Genomic DNA, 15710 nt, shown 5'->3' with positions numbered 1-15710 from the left:
TGTTTCGCGAGAAAGGATATGCAGCACCGGGGGCCTGGTCAGGGGGGAGGGAGTCCGGCCGGCCTCATGAAGCGCGATGGGTGGAGGCGCTTGCCCGAAAGGGCGAAGGCTGACCCGGTGCTGCAGTACCTGTTCTCGCATGAACCACGCGAACGCAAACCGAATGGCGCGTTCATCTGAGGCTCATCTGGATTCCTATTCAGCGGCGGGCAGGGACCGGTCAGACGGTTCGTTCTCGTTGGCCGTGGTCTGTTCAGATATACTGTGAGCGGCTGCCTGTTCGCCCCGGACCCGATCCTTCAGACGGCCGGCCCAACGGCGAATACGGTGTGGTGCAAGCAGCCAGACAGGCGTCACCAGCAAGATCATGATTGTAGAAAAGCCAAGGCCAAATACCACGGCCGTTGCCAGTTGGACCCACCATTCGGAGCTGGCACCCCCGAAATTGATCGAGCCTTCGAAGAAGTTCACATTCATCTGAATGATCATCGGCAACAGGCCACAGATGGTCGTGCCGGTCGTCAGCAGGATCGGACGAATACGCTGGGCGGCTGTCGCGACGGCGGCTTCTTCCGGCGTGCGGCCATCGCTGAGCAGACGGTTATACGTGTCGATGAGGACGATATTGTTATTCACCACGATCCCGGCGAGCGCGACAATGCCCGTACCGATCATCAGCTGGGAAACGTAAGGCAGGACGAGCTGGATACCAACGAGCACACCGGCTGTGGAGATGATTACCGCCGTCAGGGTCAGGAAGACCTGCCAGAAATTGTTGAACTCCCACAGCAGGATGATGGCCATCATGAACAGCATGGCGAGCAGGGCCCCCTGGAAGAAGGCTGCCGCATCGGCGCTATCTTCGTCCGCGCCTTCAAAGCGTACCTCCACCGTGCCGGGAATATCCTGTTCGGCAACCCAGGCCTTGACCTCTTCGACGATCGCAGCGCCTGCACCCTGTTCCAAGGCATTGGCGCGGACATCCACGACCCGGGCTCCATCACGGCGCGTAATCTGGCTGACCCGCGGGGCGGGCACGCGCTCGACAAACAATGAGAGCGGAACATTGCCGCGCGGCGTGGCGATACGAAGATCGTCAATTGCGCTGGCGCTGCGGTCTGCCTGTGGGAAGCGGACGCGGATGTCGACTTCGTCATTGGCATCGTCCGGCCGATAGCGACCGACGAGCACGCCATTGGTGATTAGCTGTACGGCTGCGCCGACCTGGCTGATATCGAGTCCATACTTGCCAGCTTCGGCACGGTCGACTTCGAGTTGGTATTCGATACCGGGCAGAGGGCGCGTGTCTTCAACTTCGCGCAGGTCAGGTCGGGAATCGAGGTAGTCGCGGATCATGCGCGCAGTGGAATTGAGGGAGGCGGCATCCTCGGAGAGTAGAGCGATCTGAATGTCCTTGCCCGAGGGTGGGCCTTGTTCGCGGGCGGCGATTTCGAAGCGAAGGCCAGGAATTTCAGCCAGCCGGGTGCGGATGTTCGCGAGTGTGCGGCGGCCATTGTGCACGCCATCGGCCGTGGCCAAGTCGACCAGTAGCTGCCCAACCGTGTCGGTCGGCTTGCTGGATGATCCGTCCGGCGAAAAGATCGCGCCACCGGAGGCGCCGGCTTCGGTCGAGATGTCTTCAACGCCGTCCATGCCGGTAATTGCCACTTCGGCCCGTTTGACAAGAGAAAGCTGTTCTGCGGTGGAGAGGCTGCCCTGAGCCTGAACGAACACGAAGGCTTGTTCAGGTTCGACATCCAGAAAGAGTTCGGTCTTGTGCGGTGTCGAGCCAAACCAGACAAAGATCATCATGACCCCGGCAATGGCCACGCCCGTCACAGCCAAAGGATGCGCCAGCAGCACTTTCAGCAGGCGAACATATCCGCCAAGCCAGCCGGTAGCCTCCGACGGATCGGCGTCTGCCGCCAATGCCGCCAGACTCTCATCGGTACCATCAGGCCGTGCGCCGATCACCGAACCGAGCACCGGCAGGAAGATCAGCGCCATGACCAGCGACGCCGACAGAACGAAAATCAGCGTAATCGGCAGATAGGCCATGAACTTGCCAGGCATTGAGTTCCAGAACAGGAATGGGATAAAAGCCGCAAGGGTTGTCGCGGTCGATGCAACCACTGGCCAGAACATCCGCTTGCCGGCCATGCCGTAAGCCTCTTTCCGGTTGAGGCCCTCGGCCATTTTTCGGTCGGCATATTCGGTTACGACAATGGCGCCATCGACCAGAATACCCACCGCGATGACCATGCCGAACATGACCATCATGTTGATCGTGTAACCAAATGCCCCAAGAAGCAGGAACGCCATCACGAAGGAGGCGGGGATGGAGATACCCACCAGCAGCGCGGAGCGCCAACCAAGTGCGGCCACACAGATTATCATCACCAGCATGACAGCGGTGATGATCGAGTTCTGGAGTTGTCCCAGCTGATCCCCAATCAGTTCCGAGGCGTCTGATGTGATGCGGACATCGACCGTGTTGGGCCAGCTTTCCTGCTGGGCCGCGACGGTGTCGCGCACGAAATTCGCCGTGTCGAGAATGTTGGCACCGGAGCGTTTGACGATCTGCAATTGCAGGGAGGGTTGGCCGTTGAACGTCGCGTAGCCGGTTGCGTCCTTGTAAGTGCGGCGGATTTCGGCCACGTCCGACAGAGTCACCGTGGCATTGTCAGAGCGTTTGACCGGCAGGTTGAGCGCATCCTGGGCGGATCGGATCAGGCCGGGCACCTTGACGGCAAAGCTGCCTTCGCCGGTGTCGATCTGGCCAGCCGGGACGAGCTGGTTGTTCGCGGTCACGACGGCGTAGATGTCCTGATAGGACAGATTGTAAGTTTCAAGTTTGACGGGATCGACCACAATTTCGAGCACGTCTTCGCGCTGGCCAATAATGTTGGCTTCCAGCACGCCCGGATTGCGCTCCAGCATGTCCTGCAGGGTCTCGGCAATCTGGTTCAGTCCGCGCTCAGGCGCCTGGCCGAACAGGTTCACGACCATGATCGGGAATTGTGAAGCATTCACTTCGGTGATGATGGGCTCGCGGGCATCAGCCGGGAAGAACCGTTTGGCCAGATCGACCTTGTCCTTCACGTCCAACACTGCCTGATCGACATCGGTTTCGATTTCGAATTCCAGAACCAGTTGTCCAGCGCCCTCTGCGCCGATGCCGATAAAGGTTTTCAGGCCCTCAAGAGACTGGATTTCCTGTTCGATGGGTTTGACCAGAAGGCGCTCGGCATCTTCTGGAGTCACGCCAGCCAGCGGCACCGTGATGCCAACAAAAGGAATTGGAATGTCCGGATCCGCTTCCTTGGGCAATCCGATATACGTCGCCGTACCGGCAATGATGGCGCAGATCAGGATGGACAACACCATCCGCGCGCGGCCGATGGCACCCTCGACGATCTGGGTCATGGCTGGGCACCGCCTTGGGGAACAGGTTTCACTTCGACCCCTTCAGCCAGGTAGTCCTGGCCAATAGAGATCAGTCTGACCGTAGCGGGCAGGCCTGTGACCCACGCGCCCTCAGGCGTCTCATCAATCACTTTGATGGGCGCGAACTGTACCGTGTTCTGGTCGTCGACGTAGCGTACGCCGAGTTCGCCAGCGTCCGACAATGTCAGAAGGCCGGGAGAGATCAGCGTCGCTGGCACCTCGCCCATTGGAATAAAGAGTTCTGCCGTGACACCCGCGGCGACCGGATCGTCGCCTGTGTCGAGTTCACCCTCGATCAGGAAGGTGCGCGTGCCCGCGTCGGCCGTGCGTGAGACATAACGCAGCGTGGCCGGATAGGTCTTGCCGCTGGGCAGGCGGGCGGTGCCGGTCATGCCGGTCGTCAGTTGGCCGGCATTGGCCTCGGCCACTTCGACCGCGACAATAACCGGGTCCATGTCGACCATGGTGCCGCAAGGCTGACCGGGTGAAAGATAATCACCAGCTTCGGCCAAGCGGTTTTCAAATATTCCGTCGAACGGAGCCCGAATCTGTGTCTTGGAAAGTTCCACCCGCGCGGCGTTCACCGAGGCTTCTGCAGCGTCGAGAGCTGCCTTCGCGGAGGCTTCATTATTGGCGGGGGCCAGGCCTTTTTCGGCCAATGTTCTTGCCGCCTCGAAATCGATCCGTGCAGCGTCGCGGCGAGCTTCAGCCTCTTCCAGACGGGCGGCGCGGGCTTCAACATCCAGCCCGCAGAGCAGCGTGCCCCGTGAGACGCGCGTACCTTCGCGCACGGGCGTCGAGGTTACGTTGCCCGCGGTTCCAGCTTTTACCGTCACCGATTTATCGGGGGCCGTCAGGCCCTTGGCCTTGAGGCGGATGCCGTGAGTTTGTGCCGAAACCGTGAAAGTGACCGCTTCGGGCGCGACCTCGCTGGCTTCCAGCCGGACATCTTCATGCTGCGTGCTGATGTCGCCCCGAATGACACTCCGGATCACGAACCAGGCCAGTAGGCCGACAAAGATAGCAATGGCAATTTTTAAGGATCGGTTCACGGTTCAGTCTTTCGCACGGCTGGCGCTGTATCAGATATAGGGCGCGGCGTCGCCTGAATAAGGTCGCCACTCGATCATAGTTAACAGCCGATTGTTGCAATCCGGCAAAGCTGGCGCGCAGATTTCAGGTTTCAGTGCAAGGTGTGATTAATAAATGCCCCGATCAGCGAGGGCAGAGTCAGATCCAGCGTCGCCAGCGGAAGATGGCCAGCATCAGGATGGTCGCCACCGCGAGCGCCCCGACCAGGATGGCAAATGCGCCGGCGCTTTGAACCCCCGGCATGCCGCCCACATTAACGCCGAAAAGGCCCGTCACGAAGCTGATCGGCAGGAAGACCGCTGACAGGATCGAGAGCACGAACAAGCGCTGGTTCATCACTTCCGCGCGTTCCTCTATCACCTGTTCCTGCAACACGGTGCAGCGGTCCCGGATCGTGTCGAGTTCTTCCGCCAGACGTGTGACCCGATCAGCGGACTCGCGGAGGAACAGCAGATCATGATCGGAGAACAAGCCGGACTGGGTGCCTTCGCGGACAAGCTGGGAAAGTGCCTCGCGTTGGGGCAAAATATAGCGACGTACCTGCAATACGCGGCGGCGCAACTCCGACAGTTTGGAGCGCGGGAGACGCGTACCAGGATCAAGCAGATCATCCTCGAACTGGTCCGCCTGTTCATCGAAACGCGACACTTCCGGTTCCATCCGGTCGGTCAACGCATCGGCAAGGGCGGCAACAAGGCCGCCCGTTGAATTGGGCGCATTGCCCTCTTTGACCTTCAGTTCGACATCGCGCGTCGCCTGGATGGGCTTGGCGCGCAACGTGATCAGAGAGCCTTCGCTGGCCCACATGCGCAAGGCCAGCATGTCTTCCAGTGCTTCGCCTTCGTTCAGGTTCATGCCGCGCAAATTGATCAGGAAACCAGCACCATGCCGGGTCGAGCGCGGGCGAGTGTCTTCCTGAAGCAGCGCCTCGGTGGCGATACGGTCCAGCCCGCTCTGGCGAGCGAGCCAGGTTCTCACTTCCGGCGACAAACGGTTGAGGTGCAACCAGTGGCGACTGAACTCATTCAATCGGCCGGAGGTCACATCCTCCCAGTTCAGCGATGCGATGGTGCCGTCAGCCGCCATTCCGTAGCCGAAAACCAGCGGCGCCGTCATTGCGTCAGTTGAGGAAACAGAGGGCGACACCATGCAGGATCAGAGCGCCGAGACTGGCGGCGTGCGCGCAATCCAGGGGCGTGTCATTTCGAGCTGCATGGCCAGTTCAAACAGCAGGCCATCCTCGCCCCGTTTGGCAGAGAACATGGAGCCGATCGGCAGGCCGCCCGACGACCATGACAAGGGCACGCTCATCGAGGCTGCGCCTGCAACGTTCATCGGCGCAGTGAAAGCGGCAAAGTTCAGAACACTCTCCATGACCGCGTCGAAATCTCCATCCGGGGCCTGTTCGCCAATCGGTACGGCGGGGCTGCCTGTTACGGGTGTGAGTAGCACATCCATGTCGCTGAACCAGTCGTCATAGACGGCTTCGAATGCCTTGAGATACGCGATCGTGTCTTCCATTTCCGACTGCCGCGCCTGGAACATGGCGGCCAGGCCGAGCGTCCATGGCTCGACAATGTCGGGCCCGATCGGCTTGCCGGAATAGGCGCTGGCCTGTTGGGCAAACTCGGCGGCGCCAGCCGCCCAGTAGAGCAGGAACTTGTCGGTGAACTCCTTGCCGTCGAGCGGAACTTTGAAGTCGATCACCTCATGGCCCAGATCCCGGCAGAGCTGCGCGACGTCCTCAAGCGCTGCGGTGGTTTCAGGGGACACGCGTGTCCCGCTGATCGAGTCCGGTGCGAAGCCAATCCGTAGCGGACGGTTCAGGGTCGATATGTCTCCGAGGGGTGCATAGGTCCCGTCATTGGTCTCCGCCACACGAAACAGCTCAATGGAATCCTGCACCGTGATGGTCACGGCATGGTTGACCGAGATATCGACAGGCGGAGCGTTGGCCGCGTCCCGCTTGTCCAGTCGGGCACGTGATGGCTTCAGCCCAAAAACACCACACGTAGAAGCGGGAATGCGGATGGATCCGCCGCCATCGCTGGCATGCGCGAACGGGACGACACGTGCGGCCACGAGGGCGGCTGCGCCGCCGGACGATCCGCCCGGAATTCGGGATAGGTCCCAAGGATTGCGGGTCGGGCCTGTTACGAGCGGCTCGGTTGATGAAATGAGCCCCATTTCGGGTGTCGTGGATTTACCGAGAGAAACGACTCCTCCCTTTCTCCACGCTGCGGCAAAGGGGGAATCCTCCTGGGAAATATTGCCCACGAAAGCGCGGCTGCCCCACATGGATTGCGTGCCCTTCCACCCGACAAGGTCTTTCATGAATGTGGGCACGCCACTGAACGTTCCCGGCGCGGGGACGGCTGCGTCGCGCAAGGCCTGGTCAAAGCTGTCGGTGGCGATCGCATTGAGATCGCCATTCACGGCCTTGGCGCGAGCGATGGCTTTTTCCGTTTCTACGAGCGAAGTGGTTTCGCCGGAGGCAATTCGGGCGGCGATGGTGAGACCGCTTTCCCAACCGGCTGGTGGGACAGCTTTTGCTGCCACGGGACCTGTCGGCACGGTGGCTGCGGCGTCGCTCGGCGTTTGTCCGCATGCCGCAAGTGTCGCGATGGCTGCCCCGCCCAGCAGAGCTTCCCGCCGTGAAAATCCAGTCATTCTATTCCTCCCAATTCCCATTTTTAGCGAAGCCTGTAACGGGAATTGGAATTTCGCAACCACCAAATCGTGGAAAAGCCGCGCGAAATTGCGCGGCTTTTCAATATTTCTGATCTGGTGGTGCCTATTGAATAACGCCGCACGCCACTCGCGCACCGGCGCCGCCAATAGGCTGGGTCATGTGGTCGTCTTCGGCCTCATGGATGATGAGCGCCGAGCCGTCTTCATCCAACAGGGAGTCGAGTGCGGTCAGGCGTGTGAACGCCTCATATCCGGCCGAACCATCTTCCGCGACCCAGATATTTGGCAGGTCGCCGGCTTCCGGTCCCTTCGGATTGAGCAGGCCATGCGCTCCTTCGATCTTTCCATGATGACCGCCGGATGCCTTGAACACGCCAACATCTTCGCACGTGCCGGTGCCGTGTAAATGGATGCCGTGCCAGCCGGGCGTCAAGCTGCCGGAATTGAGTTCAACACGAATCATTTCGCCATTCGGACCATCGAGAAAATTCGCGGTGCCGATCTCCGTGCCTTCCGAGCCAATGATGGAAGCCGTCGCGGTCATCATGGACGGGAACACGCCCTCATCCGGCCCGGGCATTTCGTCTGTCGTTGGCAAGCCATTGTCGCTGTCGGGCATCTCCTGCGGGGTCGCGCCTTGCTGTCCGCAAGCGGCAAGGGCGATGGCGAGTGAGGCGATTGCAGTTCGAGTGATCATGGGGGTCTCCTGTCAGCGGGGTTCTGATATAGGCGTAACGTCTATTTGGCAGGAAGGCTCCATATCGTGAAGGACCGCGCGGATAAATTGCTCGTTAGTCTGGGGTTGTTCGACAGCCGAGCCTCTGCGCGCGCCGCGATTGAGGCAGGCAATGTGACGGCTGGCGGCGTCGTGGTAACCAAACCATCGCAAATGCTGTCACGCGACGACCGCATCGAGGCACAACCGGCGCACCCTTACGTATCGCGAGGGGGATTGAAACTGGCGCACGGCCTGAGCGCTTTTGCCGTTGATCCGGCTGGGCGCGTTTGCCTTGACATCGGGGCGTCCACAGGTGGTTTCACAGACGTGCTGTTGCGGGCCGGTGCGACGCATGTCGTCGCGGTCGATGTCGGGCGAGGCCAGCTTCACTCCTCTCTTTCCGATGAGGACGGCGTCACGAGCCTGGAAGCTCAAGACGCCCGCACCCTGACCGGAGAGATGCTGGGCGACACGCCTTCCTTGCTCGTATGCGATGCGAGCTTCATTTCGCTCGAAAAGCTGCTGGCCGTTCCTCTGTCGCTCGCGGCTGAGCGGGCGGAAATTGTCGGCCTGTTCAAGCCGCAATTCCAGGTTGGTCGGGAAAACATCGGCAAGGGCGGACTGGTCACAGATTCCGAAAAGGCAGACTTGGCGGCGGACGTTTTCGCGGAATGGATGGCCGGGCAGGGGTGGCCAATCCAGTCATGGACACAAAGCCCTATCACCGGGGGCGACGGCAATGCCGAACGCTTGTTTTATGCGGTGCGAACCTAGTTCCGTCGCCTAGTAGTTCTCGTCCCCGAAACCGTCATTGATCTCCCATGTGCCATCATAGGGATCGCGGCATGCGGTGATCGGGTCGCGGATGACCTGACCATCGGGCAGCCGCGTTTCGCGCTCAATCGTGCGGCACTCGATATCGGTACCCGGTTGGGGCGGCAGGGTCGGTCCCGCAGTCGTTGACGCCGGATATGTGCGGCTTGGCGGCGGCGTGTTGGGATAGTTCATGATCTCCGGTCCGCCATACAGGCCGTCGGTTGTGCGCGGAATGCCGCCGGCTGGATAGGTACCGCTCGTGGCCGCTCCATAAGGTGTTGCAACCTGACAGGGTCGGCTTGTGTCTTCTGCAATGGCTCCGCCAGCAAGACCGCCCACAATCGCGCCGAGAATGGCGCCCGCAGCGACTTCATCAGAGTTTCCGTTGCCATGGTGGTATCCGCCGTGACGCCGATGACCGCGATAGCCTCTATGGCCGCGATACCCTCTGTGACCCCGGTAGTGGTACGCATCGCCATCATCCACATTATTGCCGATTGCCCCGCCGATCAGGCCGCCCGCAATCGCGCCGACGAGCACGCCCGCAAACTGGTCATCCTTGCGCTGGCGCTCACATTGGACGTTCTGGACAGGGGGATTATAGGTGTAGCCATATCCGCTTTGGGCCGAGGCCGTAGCCGGTATGGCAAGACTGGCCATGGCCAGCGCTCCGATGAACAGCGAGTGGGATTTCATCGCAATACTCCTTGTCGCGGATACACGCCCGCCAGTGTCAGACTGGCATACTGCGGGGCGGAACCTGAACAGTAGGTGAAAACTGGACGCCGGGTACACCTGGCCACATATTGACTGAATGGGAGTGTTCGACATCGCCACCCGCACCGCTGGCCGGGCGCGTTACGCTGCTGCACAAGGGCTGCGGTCGGCTTGGTATGGCGCGCAGATGAGCGCGGCGCGTCGGCGTGCCAGCGGCTTTGATCGCCCGGGTGAACCAGCGTTCCAGCCCACCAGAGGCCAGCCCAACCTTGCTGTCCTGCGCCGAGCCTATTTCGAACTGTTCATCAAGGACCGCCTGAATGTTGAGGCAGGGCTGTATCCAGCGCCATCGGATGTGCGCCTGAAGGATTTGCCGAAAGCGTTGAGATCGGCGCGGGCTTTCCGGGAAGATGTCGAGGACGTTGATCGGCGCCGATTGGAACGCAATGGAACGGAAGTACGGCAACAGGTGACCGACGAGCATAACCGGTATCCCGCCTACTATCTCCAGAATTTCCACTATCAGTCCGGCGGCTGGTTTACCGAGGACAGCGCCGATATCTATGACACTCAGGTCGAAGCATTGTTTACTGGCACAGCAGATGCGATGCGCCGCGCCGTTCTGGCCGAGATTTCACGGGAGCTCAGGGGACGCGACCAACGCGGTGTCAGCCTGTTGGATGTGGCGTGCGGCAATGGCCGCTTCCTGTCGCAAGTGATGCAGGTATATCCAAGGTTAATGGCGAGCGGGCTGGACCTGTCACCGACCTATACCGACGCCGCCCGCACACGTCTGAAACCGTGGAAACAGGTAGAGATCCTGCACGAGGCGGCCGAGGCGATGCCCGTAGAGGACAATAGCCTCGATATGGTGGTCTCCATTTTCCTGTTCCACGAATTGCCGCCCCGCGTGAGGGAGAAGGTGCTGGCGGAAATTCGACGAGTCCTGAAGCCGGGCGGTCTGTTTATCCTGGCAGATAGCGCGCAATTTGGAGACTATTCGGACCTTGATGGACTGTTGGAATATTTTCCCCACGGTTTCCACGAGCCATACTACAAAAGCTATCTGTCCTGGGACGCCGTACAAGCATGCGATTTGACAGGATTGGTGCCTGAAACGCAGTCACTGGCATTTCTTACAAAAATCAGCACCTTCCGGCGATCATCATAACGCCTTGAAATGAAACTTTTTTCCAGAGGTACGGGCGCTGCTTAATTCTGTATGAAAAAATATTGATTTGCGCGAATGGAACATGACAGTAATATGACAGTTACGTTGCGGTCATGTGACACGAACTATTTACCAGGAATGAAAGGAGCCACCTATGGCAGTCCTAGATCATAATGATAATCACGTTTCCTGGCTGGCGCACAGGGACCTGACCCTCAACGAGTCGAACCTGCGCGTCCTGCGGGGAGCCATGCTGGCACTGGCAGGCGTCGTCGGGGTGAGTCTCGCGATCGCGCTCGATCCGATCTTTAACCTGTTCGCCTAAACGCCAACGGGGCTAGAAGCTCGGAAGCTTACCTGTCCCCATGAGGGGCATGGCAAAAGCCAGAATGATCGAAATGATGAGGCCGAGGAAGGCACGTCCGGCATCGCCGAGAACGTCTTTCACGGCCTCATTCTTTTCGCGCAGATGCGCGACGTAGGAGATCGCGAGTTCGCGACCGGCCAAAAGGCCAAGGAATACCCAAGTCGTGCTCATCGGCACATTGCTGACCTCTTTGAACAGGAACAAGATTATTCCGTAGATCAGGTCGACGATTGTCGCGGCGCGGACATCCACCGTGTTGATCTTGCGTTCCACAATCTTCTGAATCTGGCCGCCGCGCGTGGCGAAGATGTAGCCTTGGATGGCCACAAGCAGGATCGCACCGAAAATGACGTAGCCGAGCGAAAAGGCCACATGCGTTTCGTCCCCAGTGACTGTGACTGTTCGCGGCAGGTAAACGAAGATATTCGCCAGATCCTGCATCAGCCATTGTGACCAGAGGAAGGTCGTCGTTAGCCACTGGAATGTGATCCAGTAGGGCCAAGGCAATTCGTCTTTCGTATGAAAGACCCAACGCTCGAACGTGCGGGAAATTATTATCCAGATCACAGCGCCGCACGCGAACGCCACGACATAGCCCATTGCCGACTTGATGATCATTTTCTCAAGGATGCCATCGCTGGCAGACCCGCCCGACAAGGCAAACAGGGTCAGCACCAGGAAGGTCGTCGACACAGGGATGCCAAATCGAGTCAGGAATAGCAGGACCAGTGGAGGCAGGGCGTGCCACCATTGAATGCCGGGCATCAGCACCGCGGTGCGATCCCCTTCACCTGGCAGCACAGACAATTTGTCGAGACGTTCGTAGGCAACGTCTCCCTGGCCATTGAAATACCCGTAGAAGAGCACGGCCAACAGAATTGCGCTGGCAAAAATCCACAGGACCCACCAGGGACGCTTTGCATTCGAGGACAGGAATGTCCCCAGTGTCTGGATCGAATCATTCGCGACGACGGCGTAGCACGCCAGCATAAATCCAATGATGCCGAAAATTTCTACGCCACCCATTACGCCAACCCATCGCTATTTGAATACTGAACGCGAGGTAGCAGGTTCAATGTGCAATGCCGATAGCAGGTATGTGAACTTACTGTGACATGCGCATTTGCGGTCATTTTCCCGTCTGCCCTCTATGTCGCAACTTCGCGTCGGCCAGCACACAGGCGAGCATCGCCTCCGCCACCGGCACCGCACGAATGCCAACACAGGGATCATGCCGTCCGATGGTGCGTACGTCCACCTCCTGACCGTCACGCGTGACAGTCTGGACGGGGGTAAGGATGGAAGATGTTGGTTTGATTGCGATTCGCACGACGATCGGCTGACCGGTTGAAATGCCGCCCGCAATGCCGCCATTATGGTTGGACAGGAAACGGGCGCCGTCATTGCCAGTGCGCATCTGGTCGGCGTTTTCCTCACCGGACAAAGCCGCGGCGGCAAAGCCTTCGCCGATTTCCACGCCCTTGGCCGCATTGATGCTCATCATGGCACCCGCGAGTTCGCTATCCAGTTTTCCGTATATGGGCGCGCCCCAACCGGCAGGAATCCCCGTCGCTTCGACCTCTACAATTGCGCCAGCAGAGCTTCCAGCCTTGCGAGTTTCGTCCAGAAAGGTCTCCCAGACGGGCACCATTTCGGCGTCAGGACACCAGAATGGGTTCGATCGCGTTTCATCCCAGTTCCAGCGCGAGCGGTCGATGGCATGGGGGCCGATCTGGACGACAGCGCCGCGCAAGAAGATTCCGTCGCCAAGAACGCGGCGCGCCACCGCGCCTGCAGCTACCCGCGCGGCAGTCTCGCGCGCACTGGAGCGGCCACCGCCGCGATAGTCACGGACGCCATATTTCTGATCGTAGGAATAGTCGGCATGACCGGGGCGGTACCGATCACGGATCTCACCATAATCTTTCGAGCGTTGATCTGTATTTTCGATCATCAGCGAGATCGGTGTGCCTGTGGTGACAGGGCCGCCGGTCCGGTCATCCTCAAAGACGCCGGACAGGATTTTCACCTGATCGGGTTCCCGACGCTGGGTTACGAATCGCGAGGTGCCGGGGCGGCGCTGGTCGAGGAATTGCTGAATGAAGGCCTCATCCAGCGGAAGACTAGGCGGGCAGCCATCGACCACGCATCCGAGTGCGGGCCCGTGGCTTTCGCCCCAGGTGGTCACGCGGAAGAGGTGGCCGAACGTGTTGTGAGACATGGCTGCCCGTTTCAGTATTGAGTCAGGGCCTAGCCGAGCAGGTCCTGAACAGCTTCGCGCTCTTCGCGCAGTTCTTTCTCGGTCGCATCCATGCGGGCGCGCGAGAATTCACCGATTTCGAGACCCTGGACGATCTCGTACTTGCCGTCCTTGCAGGTGCACGGGTAGCCGTAGATGACGCCCGGCTCAATGCCGTAAGAGCCATCGGACGGGATGCCCATGGACACCCAGTCACCAGCTTCGGTGCCGAGGGCCCAGCTGCGCATATGATCGATGGCGGCTGACGCAGCCGAAGCGGCCGAAGAGGCACCACGTGCCTTGATGATAGCTGCGCCGCGCTGCTGCACGTCCGGGATGAACGTGTTTTCGTACCAGTCCTGATCGACCTTGGAGAGGGCAGCTTCGCCTTTGACGGTGGCGTGATGCAGGTCTGGGTACTGAGTTGAGGAATGGTTGCCCCAGATTGTCATCTTCTTGATGTCGGTATTGTGGGCGCCCGTCTTCTCAGCCAGTTGGCTCATCGCGCGGTTGTGGTCGAGACGGACCATGGCGGTGAAGCATTTCGGATCCAGATCAGGCGCATTCTGTTGTGCGATCAGGGCATTGGTGTTGGCCGGGTTGCCGACGACAAGCACTTTCACGTCTCGGCTGGCATGATCATTGATCGCCTTGCCCTGTGGGCCGAAGATACCGCCATTTGCAGACAGCAGGTCCTTGCGTTCCATGCCCTGTTTGCGTGGCATCGCGCCGACGAGCAGGGCAAAGTCGCAATCCTTGAACGCAACATTCGGGTCGTCAGTGGCGACGATATTGTTCAGGAGCGGGAAGGCGCAATCGTTCAATTCCATGACCACGCCCTCGAGCGCGCCGAGCGCAGGCGTGATTTCCAGCAGGTGAAGGTCGACCGGCTGGTCAGGTCCAAGCATGTTTCCAGCGGCAATGCGGAACAAGAGCGCATAACCGATCTGGCCTGCAGCGCCAGTTACAGCGACTTTCACGGGCTTTTTCATGGGAGAGTCCTTCTTGCATAGGGTGATTTCGCGGCATCAATGACGAATTTGTCAGAGAAGGGCAAGCGGCCATGCGCCTATGCCGCAGGATGTCGCCGCCGTAGCGGTATGACTCCGCGCCCGATTGGCCTATATGACGGCCAGCCCCCACAGCCTGACGAGCGGACAGATCGATGAGCCAGAGCGACCAACCCGATATCATTCCCCCTTCACCCAGCGCGACGGATTATCTGACCGACCCGTCGGGAAAACCCCTGATTCCAGACGTGGCTGACCCGATAGCCCTGTTCAAAGAGTGGATGGCGGCGGCGCGCGAAGCCGAACCGAATGATTCCAACGCAATGTCTCTGGCGACCGTGGACGCTGACGGCATGCCGGATGTCCGTATTGTATTGTTGAAAGAGGTGACTGAGGCGGGGTTTGTTTTCTTCACCAATCTCGAAAGTGCCAAAGGCCAGCAACTGACCGAGACCCCCAAAGCAGCGCTTGGCTTTCATTGGAAGAGCCAGCGCCGGCAGGTGCGGGTGCGCGGGACGGTTATGCCAGTCTCCGAAGAGGCCGCCGATGAGTATTTTGCCACCCGTGCCGCCCAGAGCCGTATCAGCGCCATCGCGTCTGACCAGTCGCGTCCACTGGCCGATCGGGCCGAGTTCGAACAGCGCGTGGCTGAACTATCGGAAATCTTCGGCGACGGACCAGACATTCCCCGCCCCGAATTCTGGGGCGGGTTCCGTGTCGTGCCGGTCGAGATCGAGTTCTGGCAGGACCAGGCTTTCCGGATGCACGACCGGCTGAAGTTTGTCCGCTCAAACGAGGGTTGGACCACCGGTCGACTCTATCCGTAGCGTTCCGCTGCCAGATCAAACGATTCCGTTCGAGACGGCTTCGATGACAAGGTGCGGGACGCCATCACTGGTCTTTGCCCATGACACGCCATCACCACTCACCATGGCGGTCACGCGCTGGCGAAATCCCGAGAAGCTCTCGAACTCAACCACATCTACCGGCGTGTCGAAGTGCAGGGTCACTTCGTACCCCATGCCACCCGCCAGTTCGCGGATTGCATGCACGCGCCCCTCAAAGGATTGTTTGAGGTAGCGGCCCGAGATGCGGTCACCCAGCTGGCAGGGTGCCTCGGGTTTGTTCGACAGGCGCGCCGATGCGGTATTCCAGTCGCGGTAGCCGAGTTCAGTCGCGACGAGCTCAAGTGCTCTCGCATGTGAGATGGACGTACCGGCATTTGCCTGTTCTGTCCGTATGTCGCGGGCACGGGCCTTGGCCTGTTCGCGCGTTGTTATTGAAATAGACATTGGAAACATCCTTGTCCGGGCAGTCGCTTCTCAGCGGGGCTCGCCTTGCCGCGGGACTGCCGGATGGACCGGTGTTCCGTGATCAAAAGTCGCGGCGCGGAGTGCGCCGGGGGATCTTCACCGAAAGACCAAAGGCCTTGCGAGCGGCGG

At 59.9% G+C, this 15710-nt stretch carries 14 protein-coding genes; 4 read left to right on the top strand and 10 right to left on the bottom strand.

What is annotated here, in order from left to right; all coding sequences use genetic code 11:
* Nucleotides 1-195: 195 nt before the first annotated feature.
* The 5 genes from B2344_RS09260 to B2344_RS09240 form a co-directional block, all read right to left on the bottom strand.
* Nucleotides 196-3426 carry an efflux RND transporter permease subunit gene (locus B2344_RS09260; RefSeq protein WP_290485061.1) on the bottom strand — a complete coding sequence of 1077 codons (3231 nt, stop codon included), beginning with the start codon at nucleotides 3424-3426 and terminating at the stop codon, nucleotides 196-198.
* A complete protein-coding gene (locus tag B2344_RS09255; RefSeq protein WP_290479836.1) occupies nucleotides 3423-4499 on the bottom strand; it encodes an efflux RND transporter periplasmic adaptor subunit in 1077 nt (358 codons plus the stop codon). The genes B2344_RS09260 and B2344_RS09255 overlap by 4 nt, the downstream gene beginning before the upstream one ends.
* 178 nt (nucleotides 4500-4677) lie before the next feature.
* On the bottom strand, nucleotides 4678-5655 hold the full coding sequence (locus B2344_RS09250; protein ID WP_290483256.1) for a zinc transporter ZntB: 978 nt from the start codon (nucleotides 5653-5655) through the stop codon (nucleotides 4678-4680).
* A gap of 39 nt (nucleotides 5656-5694) precedes the next feature.
* The gene (locus tag B2344_RS09245) at nucleotides 5695-7209 is read right to left on the bottom strand and encodes an amidase family protein (protein ID WP_290479834.1); all 1515 of its coding nucleotides are present in this window, start codon (nucleotides 7207-7209) and stop codon (nucleotides 5695-5697) included.
* A gap of 124 nt (nucleotides 7210-7333) precedes the next feature.
* A complete protein-coding gene (locus B2344_RS09240) occupies nucleotides 7334-7927 on the bottom strand; it encodes a superoxide dismutase family protein (protein ID WP_290485060.1) in 594 nt (197 codons plus the stop codon).
* Nucleotides 7928-7993: 66 nt separating this feature from the next.
* On the opposite strand from B2344_RS09240, the gene B2344_RS09235 reads away from it, so the two are divergent.
* Nucleotides 7994-8722: a TlyA family RNA methyltransferase gene (locus B2344_RS09235; RefSeq protein WP_290485059.1), complete on the top strand. Its 729-nt coding sequence runs from the start codon at nucleotides 7994-7996 to the stop codon at nucleotides 8720-8722.
* A gap of 9 nt (nucleotides 8723-8731) precedes the next feature.
* Here the strand turns inward: B2344_RS09235 and B2344_RS09230 are convergent, their stop codons facing one another.
* A complete protein-coding gene (locus tag B2344_RS09230; protein ID WP_206991173.1) occupies nucleotides 8732-9460 on the bottom strand; it encodes a hypothetical protein in 729 nt (242 codons plus the stop codon).
* 118 nt (nucleotides 9461-9578) lie between these two features.
* On the opposite strand from B2344_RS09230, the gene B2344_RS09225 reads away from it, so the two are divergent.
* Nucleotides 9579-10652: a class I SAM-dependent methyltransferase gene (locus tag B2344_RS09225; RefSeq protein WP_290483252.1), complete on the top strand. Its 1074-nt coding sequence runs from the start codon at nucleotides 9579-9581 to the stop codon at nucleotides 10650-10652.
* 154 nt (nucleotides 10653-10806) lie between these two features.
* Nucleotides 10807-10977 carry a hypothetical protein gene (locus B2344_RS09220; RefSeq protein ID WP_290483251.1) on the top strand — a complete coding sequence of 57 codons (171 nt, stop codon included), beginning with the start codon at nucleotides 10807-10809 and terminating at the stop codon, nucleotides 10975-10977.
* A gap of 12 nt (nucleotides 10978-10989) precedes the next feature.
* Here the strand turns inward: B2344_RS09220 and B2344_RS09215 are convergent, their stop codons facing one another.
* From B2344_RS09215 to B2344_RS09205, 3 genes are all read right to left on the bottom strand, one after another.
* Entirely contained in the window at nucleotides 10990-12045 is a 1056-nt protein-coding gene (locus tag B2344_RS09215; protein ID WP_206991170.1) for a hypothetical protein, read from the bottom strand.
* Nucleotides 12046-12148: 103 nt separating this feature from the next.
* Complete coding sequence (gene aroC / locus B2344_RS09210) at nucleotides 12149-13240, bottom strand: chorismate synthase (protein WP_290485058.1); 1092 nt, start codon at nucleotides 13238-13240, stop codon at nucleotides 12149-12151.
* A gap of 29 nt (nucleotides 13241-13269) precedes the next feature.
* On the bottom strand, nucleotides 13270-14250 hold the full coding sequence (locus tag B2344_RS09205) for a malate dehydrogenase (protein WP_206991168.1): 981 nt from the start codon (nucleotides 14248-14250) through the stop codon (nucleotides 13270-13272).
* Nucleotides 14251-14423: 173 nt separating this feature from the next.
* On the opposite strand from B2344_RS09205, the gene pdxH reads away from it, so the two are divergent.
* On the top strand, nucleotides 14424-15095 hold the full coding sequence (gene pdxH, locus B2344_RS09200) for a pyridoxamine 5'-phosphate oxidase (RefSeq protein ID WP_206991167.1): 672 nt from the start codon (nucleotides 14424-14426) through the stop codon (nucleotides 15093-15095).
* A gap of 15 nt (nucleotides 15096-15110) precedes the next feature.
* On the opposite strand, the gene B2344_RS09195 is transcribed toward pdxH, so the two are convergent.
* Entirely contained in the window at nucleotides 15111-15560 is a 450-nt protein-coding gene (locus B2344_RS09195) for a glyoxalase superfamily protein (RefSeq protein ID WP_290479829.1), read from the bottom strand.
* Nucleotides 15561-15710: the final 150 nt, after the last annotated feature.

Source organism: Hyphomonas sp. UBA3195, from assembly GCF_002366485.1.
Taxonomy (GTDB): domain Bacteria; phylum Pseudomonadota; class Alphaproteobacteria; order Caulobacterales; family Hyphomonadaceae; genus Hyphomonas.
This window is presented reverse-complemented; position numbering and strand designations above follow the sequence as displayed.

Bases quoted from the DNA above. Each gene is read 5' to 3' on its own strand.
- B2344_RS09220 (WP_290483251.1), top strand. From the start codon at position 10,807: ATGGCAGTCCTAGATCATAATGATAATCACGTTTCCTGGCTGGCGCAC.
- aroC (WP_290485058.1), bottom strand. From the start codon at position 13,240: ATGTCTCACAACACGTTCGGCCACCTCTTCCGCGTGACCACCTGGGGC.
- B2344_RS09240 (WP_290485060.1), bottom strand. From the start codon at position 7,927: ATGATCACTCGAACTGCAATCGCCTCACTCGCCATCGCCCTTGCCGCT.
- B2344_RS09225 (WP_290483252.1), top strand. From the start codon at position 9,579: ATGGGAGTGTTCGACATCGCCACCCGCACCGCTGGCCGGGCGCGTTAC.
- B2344_RS09250 (WP_290483256.1), bottom strand. From the start codon at position 5,655: ATGACGGCGCCGCTGGTTTTCGGCTACGGAATGGCGGCTGACGGCACC.
- B2344_RS09205 (WP_206991168.1), bottom strand. From the start codon at position 14,250: ATGAAAAAGCCCGTGAAAGTCGCTGTAACTGGCGCTGCAGGCCAGATC.
- B2344_RS09230 (WP_206991173.1), bottom strand. From the start codon at position 9,460: ATGAAATCCCACTCGCTGTTCATCGGAGCGCTGGCCATGGCCAGTCTT.
- B2344_RS09195 (WP_290479829.1), bottom strand. From the start codon at position 15,560: ATGTCTATTTCAATAACAACGCGCGAACAGGCCAAGGCCCGTGCCCGC.
- B2344_RS09215 (WP_206991170.1), bottom strand. From the start codon at position 12,045: ATGGGTGGCGTAGAAATTTTCGGCATCATTGGATTTATGCTGGCGTGC.
- B2344_RS09245 (WP_290479834.1), bottom strand. From the start codon at position 7,209: ATGACTGGATTTTCACGGCGGGAAGCTCTGCTGGGCGGGGCAGCCATC.
- pdxH (WP_206991167.1), top strand. From the start codon at position 14,424: ATGAGCCAGAGCGACCAACCCGATATCATTCCCCCTTCACCCAGCGCG.
- B2344_RS09260 (WP_290485061.1), bottom strand. From the start codon at position 3,426: ATGACCCAGATCGTCGAGGGTGCCATCGGCCGCGCGCGGATGGTGTTG.